This is a genomic window from Pseudanabaena sp. SR411, assembly GCF_002251945.1.
Classification (GTDB): domain Bacteria; phylum Cyanobacteriota; class Cyanobacteriia; order Pseudanabaenales; family Pseudanabaenaceae; genus Pseudanabaena.
This window is the reverse complement of record NZ_NDHW01000188.1, coordinates 1-22,086: the sequence shown is the minus strand read 5'-3', so window position 1 is coordinate 22,086 and position 22,086 is coordinate 1. Positions and strand designations below refer to the sequence as shown.

At 43.2% G+C, this 22,086-nt stretch carries 20 protein-coding genes; 10 read left to right on the top strand and 10 right to left on the bottom strand.

Annotation, left to right across the window (positions count from 1 at the left end; all coding sequences use genetic code 11):
• The first annotated feature begins 83 nt into the window (after positions 1 to 83).
• Genes B9G53_RS19890 through B9G53_RS19880 form a run of 3 tightly spaced genes read left to right on the top strand, consistent with a single transcriptional unit; the run spans position 84 to position 3,324 of the window.
• Complete coding sequence (locus B9G53_RS19890) at positions 84 to 707, top strand: FeoA family protein (RefSeq protein WP_094535211.1); 624 nt, start codon at positions 84 to 86, stop codon at positions 705 to 707.
• Positions 708 to 709: 2 nt separating this feature from the next.
• Positions 710 to 3,076 (top strand): Fe(2+) transporter permease subunit FeoB, encoded by a 2,367-nt coding sequence (feoB, locus tag B9G53_RS19885; RefSeq protein WP_094535210.1) that lies wholly within the window; start codon positions 710 to 712, stop codon positions 3,074 to 3,076.
• 23 nt (positions 3,077 to 3,099) lie between these two features.
• Positions 3,100 to 3,324 (top strand): FeoC-like transcriptional regulator, encoded by a 225-nt coding sequence (locus B9G53_RS19880; protein ID WP_094535209.1) that lies wholly within the window; start codon positions 3,100 to 3,102, stop codon positions 3,322 to 3,324.
• A gap of 84 nt (positions 3,325 to 3,408) precedes the next feature.
• Here the strand turns inward: B9G53_RS19880 and B9G53_RS19875 are convergent, their stop codons facing one another.
• From B9G53_RS19875 to B9G53_RS19860, 4 genes are all read right to left on the bottom strand, one after another.
• Positions 3,409 to 3,678, bottom strand: coding sequence for a hypothetical protein (locus B9G53_RS19875; protein ID WP_094535208.1), 270 nt, complete (start codon positions 3,676 to 3,678; stop codon positions 3,409 to 3,411).
• Between the two features lie 381 nt (positions 3,679 to 4,059).
• Positions 4,060 to 4,287 carry a type II toxin-antitoxin system HicB family antitoxin gene (locus tag B9G53_RS19870; protein WP_094535207.1) on the bottom strand — a complete coding sequence of 76 codons (228 nt, stop codon included), beginning with the start codon at positions 4,285 to 4,287 and terminating at the stop codon, positions 4,060 to 4,062.
• A gap of 13 nt (positions 4,288 to 4,300) precedes the next feature.
• A complete protein-coding gene (locus B9G53_RS19865) occupies positions 4,301 to 4,615 on the bottom strand; it encodes a HigA family addiction module antitoxin (RefSeq protein WP_094535206.1) in 315 nt (104 codons plus the stop codon).
• A 14-nt stretch (positions 4,616 to 4,629) separates the two neighbouring features.
• Complete coding sequence (locus B9G53_RS19860) at positions 4,630 to 4,914, bottom strand: type II toxin-antitoxin system RelE/ParE family toxin (RefSeq protein ID WP_094535205.1); 285 nt, start codon at positions 4,912 to 4,914, stop codon at positions 4,630 to 4,632.
• A 149-nt stretch (positions 4,915 to 5,063) separates the two neighbouring features.
• Between B9G53_RS19860 and B9G53_RS19855 the strand changes: the two genes are divergently transcribed.
• Entirely contained in the window at positions 5,064 to 5,303 is a 240-nt protein-coding gene (locus tag B9G53_RS19855) for a DUF433 domain-containing protein (protein WP_094535239.1), read from the top strand.
• Between the two features lie 81 nt (positions 5,304 to 5,384).
• Here the strand turns inward: B9G53_RS19855 and B9G53_RS19850 are convergent, their stop codons facing one another.
• From B9G53_RS19850 to B9G53_RS19835, 4 genes are all read right to left on the bottom strand, one after another.
• On the bottom strand, positions 5,385 to 5,807 hold the full coding sequence (locus B9G53_RS19850; protein ID WP_094535204.1) for a type II toxin-antitoxin system VapC family toxin: 423 nt from the start codon (positions 5,805 to 5,807) through the stop codon (positions 5,385 to 5,387).
• Positions 5,808 to 6,023 (bottom strand): hypothetical protein, encoded by a 216-nt coding sequence (locus tag B9G53_RS19845; protein WP_094535203.1) that lies wholly within the window; start codon positions 6,021 to 6,023, stop codon positions 5,808 to 5,810.
• A 281-nt stretch (positions 6,024 to 6,304) separates the two neighbouring features.
• Positions 6,305 to 7,144 (bottom strand): hypothetical protein, encoded by an 840-nt coding sequence (locus B9G53_RS19840; RefSeq protein WP_094535202.1) that lies wholly within the window; start codon positions 7,142 to 7,144, stop codon positions 6,305 to 6,307.
• Positions 7,145 to 7,186: 42 nt separating this feature from the next.
• Positions 7,187 to 7,594: a ChuX/HutX family heme-like substrate-binding protein gene (locus tag B9G53_RS19835; RefSeq protein ID WP_094535201.1), complete on the bottom strand. Its 408-nt coding sequence runs from the start codon at positions 7,592 to 7,594 to the stop codon at positions 7,187 to 7,189.
• A gap of 218 nt (positions 7,595 to 7,812) precedes the next feature.
• On the opposite strand from B9G53_RS19835, the gene cysK reads away from it, so the two are divergent.
• The 5 genes from cysK to B9G53_RS19810 all read left to right on the top strand — a co-directional run bounded on the left by cysK (position 7,813) and on the right by B9G53_RS19810 (position 17,053).
• Positions 7,813 to 8,766, top strand: a complete 954-nt coding sequence (gene cysK, locus B9G53_RS19830) for a cysteine synthase A (protein ID WP_094535200.1) — start codon at positions 7,813 to 7,815, stop codon at positions 8,764 to 8,766.
• A 269-nt stretch (positions 8,767 to 9,035) separates the two neighbouring features.
• Positions 9,036 to 14,147: a translocation/assembly module TamB domain-containing protein gene (locus B9G53_RS19825; protein ID WP_094535199.1), complete on the top strand. Its 5,112-nt coding sequence runs from the start codon at positions 9,036 to 9,038 to the stop codon at positions 14,145 to 14,147.
• A gap of 156 nt (positions 14,148 to 14,303) precedes the next feature.
• A complete protein-coding gene (gene cysS / locus B9G53_RS19820) occupies positions 14,304 to 15,746 on the top strand; it encodes a cysteine--tRNA ligase (protein ID WP_094535198.1) in 1,443 nt (480 codons plus the stop codon).
• A 212-nt stretch (positions 15,747 to 15,958) separates the two neighbouring features.
• On the top strand, positions 15,959 to 16,339 hold the full coding sequence (locus B9G53_RS19815; protein ID WP_094535197.1) for a hypothetical protein: 381 nt from the start codon (positions 15,959 to 15,961) through the stop codon (positions 16,337 to 16,339).
• Between the two features lie 330 nt (positions 16,340 to 16,669).
• Positions 16,670 to 17,053, top strand: coding sequence for a pentapeptide repeat-containing protein (locus B9G53_RS19810; RefSeq protein WP_094535196.1), 384 nt, complete (start codon positions 16,670 to 16,672; stop codon positions 17,051 to 17,053).
• A 28-nt stretch (positions 17,054 to 17,081) separates the two neighbouring features.
• On the opposite strand, the gene B9G53_RS19805 is transcribed toward B9G53_RS19810, so the two are convergent.
• Together B9G53_RS19805 and B9G53_RS19800 are read right to left on the bottom strand one after the other, a co-directional pair.
• A complete protein-coding gene (locus B9G53_RS19805) occupies positions 17,082 to 18,446 on the bottom strand; it encodes a TldD/PmbA family protein (protein WP_094535195.1) in 1,365 nt (454 codons plus the stop codon).
• 278 nt (positions 18,447 to 18,724) lie between these two features.
• The gene (locus tag B9G53_RS19800; RefSeq protein WP_094535194.1) at positions 18,725 to 21,241 is read right to left on the bottom strand and encodes a CHAT domain-containing protein; all 2,517 of its coding nucleotides are present in this window, start codon (positions 21,239 to 21,241) and stop codon (positions 18,725 to 18,727) included.
• 86 nt (positions 21,242 to 21,327) lie between these two features.
• Here B9G53_RS19800 and B9G53_RS19795 point away from each other — a divergent pair.
• Positions 21,328 to 22,086: tetratricopeptide repeat protein (locus tag B9G53_RS19795; RefSeq protein WP_369683008.1), on the top strand; the 759-nt coding region annotated here is incomplete at its 3' end.

Here is a 22,086-nt window from a genome sequence, read left to right as displayed (position 1 = left end):
TAACAGAAATGCTTTTATTGGCAGCAGTTTGACATCTTTATTGCTAATAAATATGGATAAGATTATATACAGGTATAACCTTCATGGATAAAAAATTTACAGGTGTTGAAGATAAGTCAGGGAACTACGGCTTAGCAACACTAAGTAACTTATTGGAGCGATCGCCAAACGCAAAGACTCTGGCATTATCTGCGAGCAAAGTAGGCGATCGCGTGCGGATTGTTTCCCTCAATTGTGATGAATCCAATAGTCGCCTCATGGGAATGGGATTTATGCCTGGGGTGGTGTTGGAGGTGATTAGCTGTGCGGCGACAGGTTCCGTAATTGTCGCTCTCCAAGATCATCGTCTGGGATTGGGAATTGAGATGGCTCAATGTATTCAAGTCGTACCTGTAGAGTCACAGTCGGATCTAAATCAGCATACTTTCACCGTAAAGACAACAATGCCAAATGACTCGAAAACACCGACAACGAAACTCCAAGATGTGGCGATCGGATCGCACTTAAAGGTCGTGGGTTATGAACCGACAGCCCGTGACTACAAGCGCAAGTTACTAGCGATGGGATTAACTCCCGGTACAGAGTTGGTGGTAAAGCGTCATGCGCCTTTGGGCGATCCCACCGAAATTGAAGTGCGTGGTTTTCGCTTGAGCTTACGCAAGGGTGAAGCGGATGCGCTGTTGGTTGAGCTAGTCCCCGGAGCATAACTATGAATCAACCCATAATTGGATTAGTCGGCAATCCAAACTGTGGCAAAACCACATTATTTAACGCCTTAACAGGGAGCAAACAGCATGTTGGGAACTGGCCTGGAGTAACTGTCGAACGCAAGGAAGGCGAATATCGATCGCAGGGTCAGCAAATTACGGTTGTGGATTTACCTGGAGTTTATTCAGTGGATGCCGAAGATAGCACCACTGGATTAGATGAACTGGTAGCTAGAGATTATCTACTGTCTGGTGAAGCCAATGTAATCGTCAATATTATCGATGCCTCGAATTTGGAACGGAATCTATATCTCACCACGCAGATTTTGGAAATGGGCGTACCGATGTTGATCGCCCTAAATATGATTGACTTGGCGGAGAAACGCAATATTCGGATTGACGTGGAGCAGTTATCTCAAAAGCTTGGATGTCCCGTCATTGCGCTCTGTGCCTATGCAGGTAAAGGGCTTCCCCAGTTACGGGATGCGGTGAATCATGCGTTGAGTAATCCAGAAATTCCCCAAAACTATGTCATCTATCCACCTGAAATTGAAGAATCTTTAGCGGATTTAACGCCTTTACTAGAGAATCAAGCGAGTCCCTTGGGGATGAGTACCGCCGCTAATCCTGCCAATGTACGTTGGTTTGGACTCAATCTCTTGCAGTACGACGATCGCCATTTAGCAAGCTTAGGACAGGAGCTACTACAGAAAATTATTGAACATCGTCAGTACATTCAGGAAGAACTTAGCGAAGATATCGATTTATTGATTGCCGACAGCCGCTATACATGGATTCGTCAGCTTATGCAAGGCGTAGTGGAACGGAATGATCTCCTACAGAAAACTATCTCCGATCGCCTCGATCGCGTGGTACTCAATCGCTGGTTGGGCATCCCCATTTTTCTAGCGGTAATGTATCTGATGTTTATGGTGTCGATTAACGTCGGTGGCGCTTTTATTGATTTCTTTGACATTGGCGTGGGGACGATCCTTGTCGATGGAACCGAACATCTGTTAACTCAAATCAAGGCTCCCGGTTGGCTGATTGGACTGTTAGCTAATGGGGTGGGTGGCGGCATCCAGACAACTTCCACATTTATTCCCCAAATTGGCTTTCTATTTGTGTTCCTTGCTATTCTAGAGGACTCTGGCTATCTCGCTCGCGCCGCCTTTGTGATGGATCGACTGATGCGATTTGTGGGACTGCCTGGTAAATCCTTTGTGCCGATAATGGTGGGATTTGGTTGCAATATCCCTGGAATTATGGCAACGCGAACTTTAGAAAACCGTCGCGATCGCCTGATGACAATTTTAATGAACCCCTTCATGTCCTGTGGGGCAAGGCTACCCGTATATGCCCTATTCTGTGCCGCCTTTTTCCCCACCAATGGACAAAATATTGTCTTTCTGCTCTACATTGTCGGTATTCTCGCCGCCATTTTCACGGGATTGGTAATGAAGAGAACTTTATTTCGTGGAGAAGCTGCACCCTTTGTGATGGAACTCCCTCCCTATCATATCCCCACCCTCAGAGGTATTGCGATTCGGGCTTGGGAACGTCTCAGAGCCTTTATCACTAAGGCAGGTAAAATGATCGTGATCATGGTGATCATTCTCGGATTGATTAACTCCGTGGGAATCGATGGTTCCTTTGGTAAAAAAGATAGCCAAGATTCGATCCTCAGTCACTTTAGCCGCGCCATTACGCCCGTATTCAGCCCCATGGGCATCGAACGAGACAACTGGCCTGCTACTGTCGGTCTATTTACAGGGGTATTTGCGAAGGAAGTGATGGTGGGGACGATGGATTCCCTATACACTGCTTTAGGAGAACAGGCGGCTAATGCTGCGGCTGAACCACCTAAACCCTTTGATTTTTGGGCAGGTATGGGTAAAGCGGTGAGCAGCATTCCTGCAAACCTTGTCAAACTAGCAGATCAAGCTGTTGACCCACTGGGATTAAGTATTTTGGGAAGTACGGGCAATCTAGAAACAGCCGCCAAGGAACAGGAAGTAAATTCCACCACCTTTGGGCAGATGGCTTCGCGATTTGGTAGCACCACTGCGGCGATCGCCTATCTCCTATTTGTGCTGCTTTACTTTCCCTGTGTTTCGGCAACAGCCGCAGTTTATCGCGAAACGAACCTCGGCTGGACGATTTTTGTGGCCTGTTGGACAACGGGACTCGGCTATTGGGTGGCGGTATTCTATTACCAATTAATGACCCTGAATCAACATCCTGCTACGGCGATCGCTTGGTTAACAGGGCTATCCCTAGTCATGCTAGGAACCTTGGTGGGATTGAGAAGATTTAGCGCCCATCGCCGCATTCAAGTCAAGAGTCAACAAGCATCGCAGCTTAACTAAATCGATCAAAAAATCATAAAGCCATGATGCTGCAACAACTTCAAAATTATTTTCGCAACCGTCCTCCAACTTCCTTAGAAGAAATCGCCAATCACTTCCAATGCGATCCTGAAGCCTTGCGCGGTATGTTAGGGCAACTAATTCGCAAAGGAAGAGTTCAGAAGTTGGACGGCAAGCGGTGCGGCGGTTGTCACAGTTGTAAACCCGAAAGTCTCGAACTATACGCATGGGTAAATCCCCATTCCTAAGCATCCTTCTCATTTTTACGAGTGCTATAACAGCCGATTTTCTATTCACAAAAGTGTGACCACACTTTTGTGAATTGGTATTACTTACCAGCAATATAGAGGTTTTCCCGCTTTTTCAATCAAAATAGTTTGAATTGAAGACCTAATCCTTGCGATCGCTAACTGTAACTTGCATTGTTCCTCGTCAAACTGCCAAGTAGTTGCATAGTCTTTACAGTTTATTACCAACGTATCAGGCGTTGCAAAAGCATAAATTACGTTGTCCGAGTCCAATCCACTACTACTTAGGATTTGTTTTCCTACTTCTTGGGCGCAGATAACTTGTTCTATCAATATTTCGGCAATTGGATTCATGCCAAACTCCTTATTTATATGAAAATTTATAGTGGCGCGTGAAAAAAACACCTTCTGCTAAGGGCAAGAAGGTTAAAATCTTAAAAACAGAAAGAAAAACTTTTGATATTTCTGTATCTTATTTTACTAAATACTCAAAAGATATTTATTTTTGCAAAACTTTACAGCAAATAGTTGAAAAAAATATGTAGTAATAAAACATAAAATAACTATGTTATTTTGTGTTTTGAAAGCCCCTAATGGATTTTTTTCATTCACAAAAGTGTCACTACACTTTTGTGAATTGGCATAAGTCTAGACTTCTAACTCAATACTATGGACAAAGTTAGTCAGAAATAGAGCCGTAAGAGCAAAGTTTGTGGAGTGGCAACTCAACAAAAATCAAACAGCGATGGCACTTAATGCTTTTACTCTAGCGATCGCCTTACCTTCATCTGGAAGTTTTTGACCATGCTTTTGGGCTGTCTCTAGCCACAAAGTTCTTACTGTAATTAACTCTTGCAAGGTTTCTTCTAGGGGTTCACCTTGAGCTAAACATCCTCTCAAAGCTGGGATTTCAGAAACAAAACCACCTTCTTCACATGGATAAATTACTATTGAATATTTCATGACTGTTCTCTATCTAAACTTGAATTAGTTGCTGATTATTCATGGATGAACGAGGTTGAATCGTTTTTTTGATCTCTTCTCCCGCTAACTGTTCAGCTAGGCGTAACTCATAAGCTTTTTGTAAATTAAGCCATAGTTCTGCTCCAGTGCCAAACCATCGACCTAGACGCAATGCCGTGTCTGCCGTAATGCCTCTTTGCCCTTTGAGGATTTGTGTAATACGATTTGTGGGGATATGAAGCGATCGCGCAAGTTCTGATGCACTAATTCCAAGTTCTTCTAGTTCATCAGCTAAGATTTCGCCAGCGTGAATTGCGGGTCTTGCCATAGTTCTTTTCTCCTTTAGTGATAATCGATAATTTCGATATTAAATGGATGATTTTCTGTTTCTTTCCACTCAAAGCAAATACGCCATTTGTCATTTATGCGGATGCTGTACTGTCCTTTCCTATCTCCGCCTAATGCCTCAAAACGGTTGCTTGGTAAAGCCATTAAGGATTCTTTGTTAGGCGCGGCTTCTAGGATTTCTAGACGTTTGTATGCTTGTCTTTCAAAAGCCTGAAATTCTTTGACTCGTTCGCCAGCAGCAAATTTGGCTGTGCGTTTGTCTTTGTACTTTTGAGGCATAGGCAAGTTTTATGTGTTACGTCAAGCATAACATTAAGATTGCAACTTCATCACTTCATTAAATACTAAACAGCGATCGCATGTCTCAAAATCTGAATTCTTGTAAGGGCGCTGTTATCATAGGCGTAGGTTATGTGCAAATCTTGGTCATGAAAAACTATCGCGATCGCATACGCATCAGTCCGAATATTCGCAGTGGGAAGCCCTGTATAGTTAACACACGCATTGCTGTATCAGATGTGTTTGACTATCTCGGTAGTGGAATGAGTGTTGAAGAGGTATTAGATGATTTTCCTGATTTAACACTTACAGATATACAGGCTTGCTTTGCCTTTGCTGCTGATCGCGATCGCCGTTTAACAGTGGTTCCCTATGAAGTTGCTGTTTGATGAGAAGTAATCCATCTGAGTCGATATTAGTGATTTTAAGTTGAATCGCCACTTCAAAAATTAAACAGCGATCTGTAAGATTTACTGTGTCCAATCTTCTATTTGTAAGTTTGCAATTTGTCCAAAATCAGAAGTATTGCGAGTTAATACGATCGCATTGTTAACAAGAGCGATCGCTGCAATTTTTAAGTCCATTGTGCCGAGACGAGGATATAACTTTCTGATGCGTTGGAATTCATTAGCTGCGTCTATATCAAAATCAATTATTGGAATAGTGCAGTAATTGTTGATTTGTCTTTTAAGTTGTTTATAAATTTCAACTTGCGCTTCAAGGTTACGTGCTTTAGAAATGTGGCTTAACCATCCTCTGGTCTGTTCTTCGTAGCTGATGATGGTTGCTGAGACTTGATTAGGATTGACTTTTGCTAAGTGAGTAAGAAGACGCTGAGCACTAATCCCACCACGATCTAACACGCTGAGATGATCTGTGTCGAGTATGAACATCTATTTTTTGCGGGACTTTGTTGATGCCTTACGCAGTGACTCACGGTATTTTTTGCCTAGTTGCATGGCTTTGTCGTAGTCTGGGCTATCTGCAAATGTTCCCGTGATTTGCTCCCACCAAGGTTTTACTGTGGCAGTTGGACTTTCCACTTTGTTTTTAATCAAGTTAATCTCAGCTTCTAGGATTGCGACTCTTTCTTCTAGGGTTATTGACATTAGGGTTAGAACTCACTCATGTTGTAGAAACGATTATAACAATTGAGTCGCTTTGTTAATACAGACTGATCGCCTCCTCACCCCCAAATCACGATCACTGCTTTGCAAAAAATTAAACAGTGATCGCCACCTCAAAACCCACAATTTCTATCTCTACTCCACAAAAGTCAAACAGCGATAGCTACATCAACATTCTAAAGTATTAACTCTTAAAAATTACTCCACAGTTTGACGAAAAGCAAACACCAAATCATCAATTATGTAAACCTTTGTAGATAAGTCTAAATCGAATTCTTGTTAAGCCAGTCCATAAGACTATAAATTTTCTCCAAATATGATGGAAAAGCCACTAAAAGTGAGTACAGATGTTCTCTCTGTATAATATTTCCAGATGGATGACCTGCATCGTTTCTATGACTTCTAATAATGTTGAAAATCCCAAAAAGATAAGCTTCTAAGTTTTCTTTAACTTCACCTCGTGGGAGCTTAGGTATAATTTTATTTTGTAATATATCTTGGAATTCGATTTGCTTTTGTTTAATAGAAATAGTTTTATCTATTTTCTTTGCGAAATCTGTCTTACCTGGTTCGGACATTGCCTCTCTACAGGCATCAATCAGTAGCAAAAATGCTTTCTCAGAAGCACATCCCAAAGTGATGACTGAGGATAAAAGACAATTTATTCGGAAAGCTTTTAGACTTTCCTCCAAATAGATAAGTATTACATTGTCTATATCTGGTATGTGACTAACTCTAGCCAAGTATTCATCTGGATCATAAGGCTGAGGTGAGAGTTCTTGAAGAACTCTTTTACCGTATTCTGAAATATGATAATGAGGAAGTGTGTATATGCCACTTCCTTGACCTGGACGAACTATACCCTCAATTATCAAATCCCAGACAATATCATCAATCCACTCATTGTACTTTTGCTCAAGTTCATGTTGTGGATTCATATATCCACTGTTAGCAAAAGGATCAGTAGCAATTCCCTCTCGAATAGCTAATCTGGCTACATGTATATAGAGGCTAGTTACTTGTCCATAATAACTAGTTGATAGGCTCTTGAGAACGAGAGTTCTTGTGCGTTCATAGGAAATATCTAGTTTTACGTAATCCATACAATTAGATCTCTACAATCATTTTGTATCATGTATCTAAAGTTACACACTCTCAACAGGCACTGGCTTCCAAGTTTCGCCGTACTTGTCTTTGAGAGTAGACCATGCCTCGACTTGACCTTCGGCATATTCACCTGGTTTACCCCATTGTAGGAAAGCACTCATTTGCGCCTTGTCATCAGCATCAAGGAAACGGATTGCGTAGGTGGTGAAATTGCCGCGTTTGGCTTCGGCGGTTTCAAAGCGAACATCGGTGATTTTGTCCATGTTGAGGTGAAACTCGATATGCTCGGAGTGCATATTCGCATACTTGCCCTTGGGGAGTTCCGCGTAAAACAACTTCTCGATATTTACCCTTGCTTCCAGCACACCCGCATCACTGGTGACGATCAGACGCACTAAGCCGAGAGTGTGACATTCTTCTAAAAAATCTTTTAAAGTGGCAGCCATAGGATTTTATTTAATATTAATTAATAAGTTTGTGATGATGTTGTGAAAAATTCTTGCGATCGCAACTACCCTATTAAAGCCGAAAAGGGTTAGTCTGTGTAGCTTTTAGGCGATAAAAGTAGCGATCGCCACTTTGTCTTAAGAAATTCCCAAGATCTCAAAAATGCTCTAAAGTTGACTACAAGCTCATTTACCCGCAATTATTCAAGCTTTTATCTATGAAAATCGCCAATAACATAACTGAATTAGTTGGACATACCCCCCTCGTCGAATTGCAGCGCATTCCCAAGGCTGAAGGCTGTGTGGCTCGAATTATTGTCAAACTAGAAGGTATGAATCCCGCCGCCTCCGTCAAGGATCGCATCGGCGTGAACATGATCCAAGAAGCCGAAGAACAGGGCTTAATTTCTCCAAATAAAACAATTTTGGTGGAGCCAACTTCAGGCAATACAGGAATTGCTTTGGCGATGGTAGCAGCCGCTAAGGGTTACAAATTAATTCTGACCATGCCCGAAACCATGAGTATGGAACGGCGATCAATGTTACGCGCCTACGGAGCCACCCTCGAATTAACCCCCGGAACTGAGGGCATGGGCGGCGCAATCCGTCGCGCTAAGGAAATTAGTGAAAGCACTCCCGATGCCTATATGCTGCAACAGTTCCGTAATCCTTCTAATCCTGCGATCCATCGGAAGACTACGGCGGAAGAGATTTGGGAAGATACGGAAGGACAGATTGACTTTCTGATTTCGGGAGTTGGTACTGGCGGTACAATTACAGGGGTTGCAGAAGTGATTAAATCACGCAAACCAGATTTTAAGGCGATCGCGGTTGAGCCAGCTAATAGCCAAGTCTTAGCAGGTAATCGCCCAGGCCCCCATAAAATCCAAGGTATTGGTGCAGGATTTGTGCCTGAAGTTTTGAAAACGGAACTGATTGATGAGATTATTCCTGTAACTGATGATCAAGCGATCGCTTTTGGGCGTAGACTGGCACGAGAAGAAGGACTTCTATCAGGAATTTCTAGTGGTGCGGCGCTTTATGCAGCAGTCCAAATTGCGAAGCGTCCTGAGAATACGGGCAAAATGGTAGTGATGATTCAGCCTAGCTTTGGTGAACGTTACTTGAGTACGCCTCTATTCCAAGATCCTGAATTAATGGCCTTGAGTTAAAATCTCTCCCAGCCAACCTCTTACAAAATCAAGGCTATTTCAAGAATTATAGCAATGCAATTTTTGCTTAGGACATAAAACCCAAAAGATGAGTGGCGGCGCGAAGCGCCGCCACTCATCTTTTGGGTTTTGATTTGTCTCTAGCTATCTCTTGCGTTGCTATAGATAATCGAAGATAGTACTTGTGCAAGGCTTTTAAAATTAGTAACCCGCTACAAGGCTAACATATGTAAAATGGTGTCGTGAGGGCATCAATGGAGTGAAAAATCGTGGGACAGGCTCAACTACCACCGCAGAGACCGACTAACTCTACATTCGCCAAAAATCTAGGGCGTGTAGGTGTAGGACTTGCGATCGCATTTACAGCAACTAGCTTAGGTGCTTTTTGGTATGGACGCTATTTTCTAAATGAGCAATTGTCGCCGCTATTACAGACTGAGCTTACGAAGTCTCTCAAGCGTCCTTTGCAGTTAGGAAAAGTCGAACGAGTTAGCTTTTCGAGTGTCAGGTTTGGCAAATCTCTGATCCCGCCTACTGATCAAGAGTCGAATTTCTTGGCTGTTGAGGCGATTGAAGTTAATGTCGATCTTTGGAGCTATCTGACCCGTCGCCAAATTGGTATCGATGCGATCGCGGAGCAGCCACAGGTATTTTTGAAGCAGGACGTTACAGGTTTACTGCAATTACCCAAACTCACGCCGCCAGAACCTAGTACCAAAGAAGGTTTTGTTGATTTACGGACGGTCACTTTTCGGGATGCCCAGATCACGATCCAAACGATTGCGAAAGGAGAACTAGTGTCTCTCAGCCAAGTCCAGATCGATAGCAATTGGAAAATCGTCGATCTCAACAATCAAAGTTTGCAAATGAATGGGAAGGGGCGCGTAACTTTACCAAATCTTGCCGCGATCGCCGCACCACCAAATCCTGAGCAGTTAAAAAAGGCGATCGAGACAGCCAGTGCTGACAAGGAAGGCAATAAAGGTAATGTCAACTTTGCGATTGATTGGGACTTGACTAAAGGACAAGGCACGGTTGATCTCAAGTCTCAGAACCTACAAGTTGCCGCAGTTCAAGGATTTGCCATCAACTTACCTTTTGAAATTCAGCAGGGTAAACTTGATGCTGACGCAACCTTTTCTATAATTGCGGAGCAAACCCCCACGATAGCAATCACAGCCGAACTTAGTGATGGCGCAATTAAATCGCCCCAATTAGCCAAATCCATTACCGACATTTCAGGACAACTTAGCTTCGATGGTACTGATGCAACCTTAAAGGAATTTTCGGCAAACTATGGCTTGTTGACAACAACTATTGATGGCACATTTAATCAGCAAAAAGGTTTTAATCTCAACTTTGCTAGCACCATACTGGATCTCGCGAAAGGGCTGGAAAGTTTTGATGTCAAAACTCCTGTGGCGATCGCAGGTGAGGTGAAACTAGCAGGTAAACTCACGGGAACAGCCCAAAAGCCAGCCCTGACGATCAACATTACTACACCTAAAGCCGTTACCTTTGATCGGGTGACTGTCGATCGCTTTTTAGCGACGATTGAACTCAAAGATCTCAATACGCTCCAAATCAAGAAAGTCCAAGCCGCATCTACTGGCGCAACTCTCACAGGTGAAGGACAAATTCGCTTGCCCCAAAAAGATCAGCCTGCGGAGATTCTGTTTACTTCCAGTCTGGTTGGAGTTGCCGAAGAATTTACCAAGCTATATGGCACGAAACTGCCCGTCACTATTGGTCAAATTACGAGTTCCTTACAAATTACTGGAGCTTTAGCAAATCCGCAAATTTTGGCGCAGATCGAGGCTCCTAATGCGACCTATCCGACAAGGGGAGAAGTATTTCTGGCGGATGGATTAGCCACGATTCGGAACACGAAGGTACAGTTTCCTATTGGTGAGATTGGGCTAGCAGGTACTTACAATATCGTCAGTGGCGCATGGAAATCCCAGCTAAATAGCAATGGTATTCCGTTGTCCGCGTTCCTAATGAATCAAAAAGGCATTCTTGAAGGATTTATCAATCTGCGGAGCGATCGCGGTGGGTTTTCGCTAGCTGATATTACTGGTGATGGCGTTGTCCGCTTACCACAAGGACTTAAAGAAGTTCCTGATGCGATCGTTGCCAATCTCACATGGGACGGCAGAAATTTACTTGTCCCTTCCTTACAAGTTGGCAACTATTTAACCGCTAACGGTCGAGTTGATCTCGCTTTTCCCAATAACTCACTCAATGAATTTCCCACAGGCATTGCAGGAATTAACCTCGATCTGATTTCGCGCAATGTGAATATCAATCGCTTAGCAACCCTCTCTAGCGCCATACCTGCTCAAGCGTCAGGAATCTTCAACTTTCGCGGCAACCTGTCTGGGGCGATCGATCAGCTTAAGATTGCGGGAGCCTTGCAACTGGATAATGTTGATCTAGCTTCTTTAGGTTCTAGTTTTGCCAAACAAGGTATAGTGGCTCCTTCACGCGGTTCACTGGATTTTGATGGCACGATTAATGGTGATTTGGCGGCTCCAAGTTTAGTTGGAAATCTGCGTGTAGCTAGTTTAAAGGTCAATCAAATCGAACTTGATAGGCTCACTTTTAACGGTGCTTTAAATGGAATTGGTAGCGTCATTCAAGCTACAGGTGATTTGCTGCTAGCAGGACTGAGAGTTGATAAATTAGCCTTCGATCCTCGTTTAGAAGGCAAACTCAACTTTGATGGTAATCAAGGCTTAAATGTTGACTTACGCGGAAAGCGCGATCGCATTGCTGCGCGTCTAGATAGTGCCTTCCGTCCCATTGATTTTACGGTGAATCTAGGTGAATCTACGGCGACAGGTAGACGCTTTGAGAATAATCCCCGTCGCTTACAAGTGGCGATCAATAATATTCCTTTAGCGCTAGCCGCTTCTCTCGCAGGACAAAACGATGTCAGTGGCAAGCTCTCCAGTAATCTAATTGTTGATTTCACCAATAATCCCACGGCAACAGGTGAGATTACAGTGGAGCGTCCTCGCTTTGGTCGAGTAGTTGCGGAACGAGCGATCGCCAAAGTCACCTATGCCAATGGTGTTTTGGATGTTAAAGATGGCAACTTAAGTATTCGGCAGGGAGAAGTTAATAACGAGTATAAGTTCAATCTGACCTACAACCCTAATGCTGAAGATCTGATCGCTGGAGCCGTCGAAATTGCTCAAGGTCGAATGCAGGACATATTTGCCACTCTGCAATGGGCCAATATTGTCGATGTTACTCAAGGGCTTACCTTTGCGAAAAATAGAGCAGCAGAATTACAGCCCTTAGAAGCAATCCGATTGATGGGAGAGCCTCTATATAAACAGTTGCAATATCTCACTCAGATCGAATTACGACAAGAGCAGCAGGAAACCGTGGCTTCAGCCCGCAATTTTAATTTACCGCCACTCACGGATTTTCGTGGCGATATCAAGGGTAAAGTCACCTTTGGATTTAACCAACGGAGAGGTATTCGTGTCGGGTTTAATCTTGTGGGCAAAAAATTTGAGTATGGGAAGTTTGCTGTTGACGACATTCAAGTAGAAGGACGTTATGCCTATGGAGTTTTCAATATTGCTAATGCCAATTTCCAGTCCGACAAGAGCTATGGACGCATCACCAAGGCAAGAATTAGACTTACTCCTTCATCAAATCCATTATTCCGATTCCGTGAGCAAAGTGGTGAAATTGAATTAAAAGATTTCCCCATTGAATCTTTACGACCATTGCCATTTTTTAGCGCAATTCCCTTTGATTTGACAGGAAAAGTTAACGGCAATCTCTCGATTTCTGGTACTAATTTGCTGGATTTAGGCGTAAAAGGACAGTTGAGCCTAACCGATGGTTCCGTTAACCGGCAACCGATTGATTTTGTGGCGGTGAAGTTTAACTATGACAAGTTAAATATTAACTTCAACGCAAATATGAAGGTTGCAGGCAAGGATTCTGTTGTCGCTTCGGGTAATTTTGGTATTTTGGGCATCTTTGACGTTAAGCTCGATGTTAAGGATGAAGGTATTGCTTTTATCAATATTTTCAATCAACCTGTACGGTGGGTAGATGGTAAAGGCAATATCAATCTCACGGCAAAGGGAACCTTTAGAGATCCAAAAATCGCTGGGAAGATGACGGTGGATAACGCCAAGGTCAAGATTGCGGGCTTACCAGGAGATTTTACGGAAGTGCAAGGTACGATTGACTTCACTCGCGATCGCTTGATTAGTAATATCACTAGCAACTTTAGCGAAGGCAAACTTGCTTTAACAGGTATTCTCCCGATCAGTAATTCTAGCCTGATACCAACAGATAGCCCTGAATATCAACAAGCCCTTGCCATCAATGCCGATAAGCTCAAATTGAATATTCGAGATATTAGTTCCGATAACTTTAATACACGAGTCATTGTGCGAGGCTCTTTATTAGCGCCCATACTTACAGGTGAAGTGGCGCTAGGCGACGGGCGATTTGTCATCGGGAATGATGCTGATCCCAATAGTTCGGCTCTAGCTGATGACAATAGCAATTTAGCAGATGTCGCCTTTGATCGCCTCGCGGTTAGATTGCAAAATATGCAAGTGACACGCTTTCCCATATTTAATTTCTTAGGAGAAGGAACACTAGTTGTAAATGGAACCTTCCTCAAACCAGAAGCAGAAGGTAAAATCAATATTTCGCGCGGACAGTTCAACGCAATTTCGACAAGGTTCCGCCTCGATCGCGCCTATGAAAACTTTGTCGAGTTTAAACCCTCTCAAGGACTAAATCCGAACCTGAATGTTCGTGTTTCTGGAGCTGTTGCTGAGATCACCCGCGTACCGATCAATTCCAATCGTCCCGATGATCTGTTCCGTCCCAATGAAGTTCCTGTTAGCAATTTGGGGGCGCAGAAGACTCTACGAGTCCAAGCCAGCGTCACAGGCACAGCCCTTGCACCCGACATCCGTCTCTCTAGTAGTCCACCTCGCAGCCAAGCAGAAATCATTGCCCTCATAGGTGGCGGCGTTTTGCAACAACAGGGTGGATCTGACCCTGCTTCGGCACTGGCAAGTTTTGCAGGTGGTACAGTCCTCAACTTCCTCCAAGATGCGATCGGTGATGCGTTGAATCTCGCTGAATTTAATCTTAGTCCAGTGACTACGACTTCAGGCAATAGCAGTACAGGCACGTTAGGGCTGTCGGCTGAGGCAGCGATCGATGTCAGCAACAGTTTCTCGATCGCTCTCCAACGGATTATTAATGATTCCACCCAACCAACTAATTTCTCGGTGCGTTATCGAGTCGATCCAAATATTCTATTGCGCGGTAACTATGGTACTGATGGCAGTACAGGTATCTCGATCGAATATGAAAATCGTTTTTAAAGTTAGCATGGGCGACAACAAAAATGAGTGTCCTAGATAGGCTGTGCGAAGCACAGCCTATCTAGGACTATAGCTATAGCCATACAAATGACTACCCGTTATGGCTTTGCTGTATAATTACCCCGCGCCTAGATCATCATAAAGACACTCAAATCCATGACCCTTCGCCTTTACAACACACTCACCAGACACAAAGAAGATTTTATTCCCCTCGAAGCAGGGATTGTGAAAATGTATGTTTGTGGTGTAACTGTCTATAACTACTGCCATTTAGGTCATGCTAGAGCCTATGTGATTTGGGACATGATTCGGCGCTATTTGGCGACAAAGTATCAAGTTAAGTATGTTCAGAATATTACGGACATTGATGACAAGATCTTAAAAAAAGCGCAGGAAAATCACACCACAATGCAGGCGATCGCAGAGCAGTATATCGTCGCCTATGACGAAGATATGGCAAAGCTGAATATTGCCAAAGCCGATGATTATCCCCGCGCTACAGAGACGATTCCCGAAATTATCGATTTGATCCAGCAGTTGATTGATCACGGCTATGCCTATGCATCTGGTGGGGATGTCTATTATGCAGTGCAGAAGTTTCCTAGCTATGGCAAGCTGTCGGGACGCAAACTCGAAGATATGCAAGCAGGGGCAAGTGGTCGCGTAGATGAACAGGAACCCTATAAACGTTATCCCTTTGACTTTGCATTATGGAAATCTGCTAAGCCCAATGAACCTTTTTGGGAATCACCTTGGGGAAATGGAAGACCTGGTTGGCATATCGAATGCTCGGCGATGGTGCGATCGCGTTTAGGGGAAACCATTGATATTCATGCAGGTGGCACGGACTTACAATTTCCCCACCATGAGAACGAAATTGCCCAGTCCGAAGCGGCTTATGCAAAGCCACTCGCCAACTATTGGATGCACAATGGATTTGTGAATATTGATGGCGAGAAGATGTCCAAATCGCTAAATAATTTCACAACCATTCGGGATCTGGTTACTCATTTTGACCCGATGGCAATCCGTTTATTTATTTTGCAAGCACAATATCGTCAACCGATTGACTTTACGGAAGAAGCAATTAACGCGGCAACGAAGGGCTGGGAAACCATTCGCGATGGAATGCTGTTTGCCGCAGACTTTGGCGCAAAGTTGGGCTGGGACAATATCGAGATTCCTGCTCGAAAAGATGTGGGTGAAGCGATCGCCTGTTTTGAAGAAGCGATGGACGATGATTTTAATACTTCTGTGGCGATGTCCCATGTATTTGAACTAGCTAAGAAATTACGCTCAGAACGCAACTCGCTATCCCACGCAGGTAAAACTGCCGCAAGTGCTGAGGTTCTGTGGCAAGATTGGCAAGCTCTTAGCTATATGACTAGTATTTTGGGTTTTGTCGCCGATATTCGAGATCGCCAAGTCCAACAAGAAAACATTAGCGAAACCGAAATAGAATCTCTAATTCAGCAACGGATTGAGGCGAAGAAGGCAAAAAATTATCAAGAAGGCGATCACATTCGTAATGAACTAAAAACACTAGGCATTACTCTCGTTGATCAAAAAGATGGTACAACCCGCTGGATTAGAGCATAATCGAGCATTAGGATGATCATCCTAATGCTCTAGCAAAGCAAGGTTTGCTATATACCAAAACACAAAATGACGTAGCCATTTTGTGTTTTTAAAACCCTTACTGGGTTTGGTTTTTAATTTACAAAAGTGTCGTCACACTTTTGTGAATTGGTATTAAACGCGAAGATCAATTAAGCTTAATATAAAGATACACTTCAAAATTTTATACACTTGTGAATTACTATTTTCCTTCTGATCCCCCATATTTTTTGTTTGCTATTTCCCTTGTTGCGGGACTCGCCTGTGGGCGATCATTTGAAGTAACTTTACGCAATCTGGTTAATATCTGGTCAAGCAGTAAGTCTTCTCGCGTCATGTTGGAGCTAAAGAGTGCCAGTATCAAAGTTCCTTATATAGGCATGACCATCAGCATCGCTGTCTTTATGTCAACAGGGCTAGAGGTGTTTGGTTTCCCGACTCTATTTGGCTATATCGTTGCGATTCCCCTCACCGTCGGTATTGCTCTCCTCGTTTGGCGACAACTGGGCCAAATGTTGATTGAGCTAGAGAAGGGAGGCTCCGCAGCATTAGATCTTGATTCGTTTGAAAGTTAATTTATAAAACCCAAAAGATTAATGGCGGCGCTTCGCACCGCCATTAGAGTATGTTTGAGAAGTTAATACACACGCATTTTTTAGCTAAAGCTAATGTTTTAGACCCCTAAATCCCCCAATTCTGGGGGACTTGAATCTGGTTCCCCCCAGAATTAGGGGGCTAGGGGGGCTAAAGCAAAACTTCTCAAACATGCTCTTACTCTTTTGGGTTTTATGTCCTAAGCAAAACTTGCGTTGCTATAAATTAATTTTTAAGAACCTTACTTAGTAGGGCTTTTAAAAATTTGTTTGTACAATAACTAATAGACTTTTGCCAAGGCTAATCAATTAATGGATGCTAAAGAATTTTTGCAAATATACCGAACGGGGCGAAAGGTATTTTCTAACGCTGCGCTGGTGGGAGTAGATTTACAGGCGATCGATCTTCACAAGGTTGACTTTAGCCACGCCCTCATGAGCAAAGCAAACTTAGCTAACGCTAAACTTTGTCGTGCTAATCTCACTGGGGCAGACCTGAGTTATGCCAATTTGAATAGTGCTGATTTGCATCGGGCTAATTTGCGTCATGCCAATCTTAAGGGTGCAGATTTACGCAAAGCAGATCTACGTGGGGCAGATTTGAGGGGTGCGAACTTAAGTTGGGCAAATTTGCAAGAGGCTCTTTTTGATGGCGCTCAAATGACAAATGCCAATTTATACAATGCCAAAACCTAGTAAATGGGACACAAGGTATCCCATTTGCTTAAGCTTCGCCTGTGATGGATAGTCCTTCTACCCAAATCTGTGGAGCGACACCTGAAGGCGTAATTTTTACTTCTGGTTCGACATAGACGATCGCTTTTAGCAAGTCCAAGATATCACCCGCTACCGTAGCCGACTCAATACTAACGCGATCGCCTTTATTGATCAGCCAGCCGTCAAAGGGTAACGAAAAAGAACCTTGCGAAGCCTGCACACCTGCATGAAGCGCTTGCAGATCGTCGATTAAAATTACATTCTCAGCCGTTGCCAAATCGTAGACTTTCTCATTGGATGCATTAGCTTCGCTACTACGCTCAACATGGAAGAAGTTAGGACTGACTGAAACCTTCGAGCCAATGCTCCCATTGCCTGTGGGTTTAGCATCTAAGCGTTTTGCGGTGACAGAGCTATGTAGGAAATTGGTTAAAACTCCATTCACGATTAATGGAGTGCGGCGAGTGGGAGTGCCTTCTCCATCAAATGTTGATGCGCCTACATTTCCCACATGCAGTTCATCATCGCTAACATTTAACAATGGTGATGCGATCTGTGTGCCGATGGACTCAGGACTAGAGAGACTATTTTTGTCGAGAATGCTTTGGGCATTGAAGAGACTGGAAAAAGCACTGATTAGACTTAAGAAAGCTTCAGGAGAGAATGCAACTAAATATTTGCCAGATTTGATTTTGTCATAGTTTAAATGACTAATCGTTTTCTCCGCAGTTTCCTCAATGCAACCCTTGACATCTAAACCTTCAAAACTACGACTGACGCGATACGCACCAGCACTGCGAGGTTTTCTGTCTTCCTCTTCCGTTTTAGTATAGAGATAAATAGAGCTATAGGAACTACTCTCATTTCGCATTGCACCAGCGCTATTCAAATAGAAGCGGCTGACATCGCGTTGAGATAAACCATTATAGGGAACACCAGCGATCGCTGTATGTTTCGCTAGTAATTCTTTTTCTGCGCCCAAGAGGGTCTCGACTAGCTGCTCGATCGCTGTTTGTGTTGCAGTCTGTGATTCGCGAGAGGGGATAACAGCGATCGCTTCGGGACTAAAATCAGGAATATTTTCCTTAGCCCCAAAAAAGCTTGCCTCATGGGCGCTTTGGAGTGCAAGTTCTAGACCAAGGCGATCGATATTGGTGGTAGAAGTTACGCCAACTGTCCCCTGATCATTCCAAACCCGCACGGTGATGCTAGCGCGGTTAGAGGCTGATACTTGCTTAGGTTCGCCGCTATCGACTTCAGCACTAGTTTCATCGACGATTGCGCCATAAATATCAAATTTGTCGATTTTTAGCTTGCTTGCGGTCTCTTTAGCATCGGAGACTAATTTTTCCACACTGATCGCTGATGACATAAACCTTTTAATCTTTTTAGTTGATTACTTCATTCTAGCAACTATAGCTATAGCCACTTATACCAAAGCACAAAATGACCAAGCCATTTTGTGCTTTGGTATAAGTGGTGTTATGCAGAACAAAGATAGTCATTATGTTTCCCAGTCATCTTAAAAGAGGATTTGGAGACCAAATCCCTACATAATTGTAAAGGTAGGGGCTTGGTCTCCAAGCCCCAATCTTAGCCTTTCACGCCATATCAGTTAATCAAAGTCGGCGCGAAGCGCCGACTTTGATCCTATAGCCCATTGCCAATTAGAAAGAAAGCAGACCAAAAGTAAGGATGATCGAAGGGTTCACCACCTCGAATTAATGCTACTTGTGCTAAACGTAAGGACTCGGTAGCGGAAATACCTTTTTTAATATTGGCATAAAAGGTATCCATCAGTTTCTGAGTGCCACCATCATCAACTGTCCATAGAGACGCAATTACGGCTCTTGCGCCAGCATTCTGAAATTGATAGCCCAACCCTAGCACTTCTGTTCCATCACCTAATTTGCCACCAATTCCTGTCTCGCAAGCACTCAAAACCACCAAGTCTACGCCCTTGAGTACCCAAGTCTCAATCTCTCTCAGAGTCAGGCGATCGCTATCTCCAAAGATCAAAAAAGATTCATCTGGTGTACCCGTATTAAATGAACCGTGAGTAGCTAAATGAATAATCGTATGGGAACCTGTACCCGTTTTGGTTGAGTTTTTTGTGAAACTTTGATCCACTAGCTCCGTTACATTCGGGAACGTGCTGACAATGTTTTTGACTTCTTTTTGGGTAGCAGGAATAGCAACAAAGGAAATAGTTTTTCCTAATACATTCACACTATGAGCCGTGGTTGAAGCCCCAGCGAAGACTTTGGGTTGATTTACTGAAGGTCGATTAAAGTTGGTCAGTGAACTAGCCGTAATGTTATTGATTTTGTATTTCTCAACCAGAAACTGCTTACCATCGTGGAGCGTCGCAATGGGAATATAGCGCAATCGACTATCGGGAGCATAGATGATTGTCTGCACATTGGCTTGTTGCAATTCAGCTTCGATGGGGGCAATCAGCCATTTATAAAACTGTTGCGAAGTATCTTTGAAATCAAAATTATTAGCATCTCGTAATTCTGCTCGAAATTTATCAACGGCAGCACTAATATCTCTTTGTCTGACTGGAACTGCACGATGTATTGGCGGAGATGAAGGAGTGATTAATACGATCTCCAGCCTGCTTTCGAGTACCAGTGGATAAATAATCACTGCATTTAATTGCTTGAGTTCTTTTTGGAGGCTAACGATCGCTTTGAGATTCACATTTTGCTGTTGGATATCGTTATTTAGTTCCGTAGTTAGTTTCTGCACTTCTGCACTATTCAAAAAAGCGTTAAATTGTCGATTAGCTTCTTTCTCTTGATTGACGAGATAGGTGAAACGTTCCTTTTGCTGAGGAGTGAGCTTGTTTTGATTTTCTAATATTTGTAAATCGGCAAGTTCTCTATTCAAGTTGATCATTTGCATTTCTACTGGTTGATACTCCACGCCCTTGGCAGTTTGTTCATTGCCACGGACATTTTTGAGGTAGTCATCCGCTTCCTGCACTTTGAGTAGATCAATCACTTGCTGGGCTTCGATCACGCGATCCTGCTGTAAAAGTAAATCCGCAAGCCGACGATATACTGGAGCAATTGTGTCCGCGTAGAGTTTTTGCTCCTGTCGCGCTAGGGAGTTGAGGTCTTTCCGAATCTCTTCGTAGATATTGACTGACTGCTTGAGATAGGCGATCGCCAAAACATTTTGCTTCCGTTCTTTGAGCAGTGAACCAATATGCTGATAGAGCTTAGCCTCACCTGCGCGATCGCCTGTTTGACGGCTAATGGCTAGAGCCTGTTGATAGTAACCGAGCGCGATTTCAAACTGTCCTTGGCTGTTGTAGAGCAGTCCAATATTGCCGAGAGTGATACTTTCATTGACCCGATCTGCTAACTTCTGACTGATTTCTAGGGATTGCTGATAACTTTTAAAAGCCTCAGCATTCAGCCCACGCTCATTCAAGAGAAAGCCAATATTGTTGAGAATTACGGCTTCACCTGCGGGATTTTTGCCCGATTCTTTGGTCAGTGCTAGAGCCTGTCGATAATAATCTAGAGAATTGGCATATTCTTTATTGTTGCGATAAACCAGTCCCAAATTGTTAATTGTTCTGGCAATACCAAAGCGATCACCTAATTTTTGTTGAAGTTTGAGGGCTTCTTGATAGAGTTTGATCGAGCGATCAAATTGTCCCAAGTTGCGATAGACGATGCCCATGTTATTGAGAATGCTGCTCTCGCTCAATGCATCTTTGATGTCTTTGCTAATTTTGAGGGCGCGTTCATAGGATTCGATCGCCCGTACAAACTGCCCCAAGTCGTTGTAAACAGAGGCGATACCATTCAATGCTTGAGCCTGTCCAGCGCGATCTTGCTCTGCGGTGCTAAGCTTCAATGCTTGCTGAAAAGCTTCTAATGCGGAGTTAAGTTGTCCTTTTTTCTGTAATGCACTCCCATTCTTTTGCAGAATGTCAGCATCCGATGACTTTGCTTTGAAGTTTTTTTCTGAACTTTCTTGTGAGCTAATTTGAGCCATTGCCGCAGATGTTAGCCCCAGATGCGTCCAAGTTCCATATATACCAGTCGAAAGGGGCAACAACCAAACAGAAGAGCAGAAACCTTTGTGTAAAGCCTTAAAGATCATATTGCTGTACTTATTCGCAGATAAATCAATAATGTAGTGCATTTATATAAAATAAATGATTGTTTACAATTTGATAGGTTTGAAAAATTTAGAATTACTTATAATTTAATTAGTTTTAGGATTTTATTGTGCCTATCTTCTCTGTCTATCGCCGAACAGTCTTGAGGTGGATGTCACTATTCTGTATTGGTTTACTGATTTCGTTTCTTTTTGTTGGTCAAGCTGAGTCTCAAAATCAAACTAATTGCATCAAGATCCCCGAAGTTTCCTTGGGCAATGCGGAAGCAATTGAAAGAAATAGACGTGTAGCTGTGCTAATTCAAGCGGATCGATTGATTCAGAGTAACAATCTCGCTGAAGCGGTCAAGTTGCAACAATCTGTAAAAAAAACTCTCCCCAACGTAGCTGCGCCTAATCCGCCGACAAGAAATGTGGATAATCTAGCGAGTGGAGCTAAGGTATATTGGCAGAATGCTGAAGAAGGACTAGAGGCTGGTCTGTCAACCAAATCATTAATTGCTTTGGAGAAGCTATCCGACAATTATCCTGAATTCATTACTGGGCATATCAAGTTCGCGGAAGCCTCTCTACGCTGGAATCAACCAGACAAAGCGATCCAAACCTTAGATCGCGCCTATGGCATTTATCCCGATCGCGTGGATTTATTAGAGCCATTACTCAAACTACTCATATCCAAAAAGATGGAGGTAGAGGCTTCCATTGCTTCCCGTCAGTTTGCACTTAACTATCCCGAACATCCTGACGCTCCTAAATATAAGAAGCTAGCTGATGATTACATGAATCAGTTTATTAATGATTTCAAAAATGAGTCATTTATTTCAGCAATTATTTCGGGTGATCGCAAAATAATTGCTGAAATAAATGAC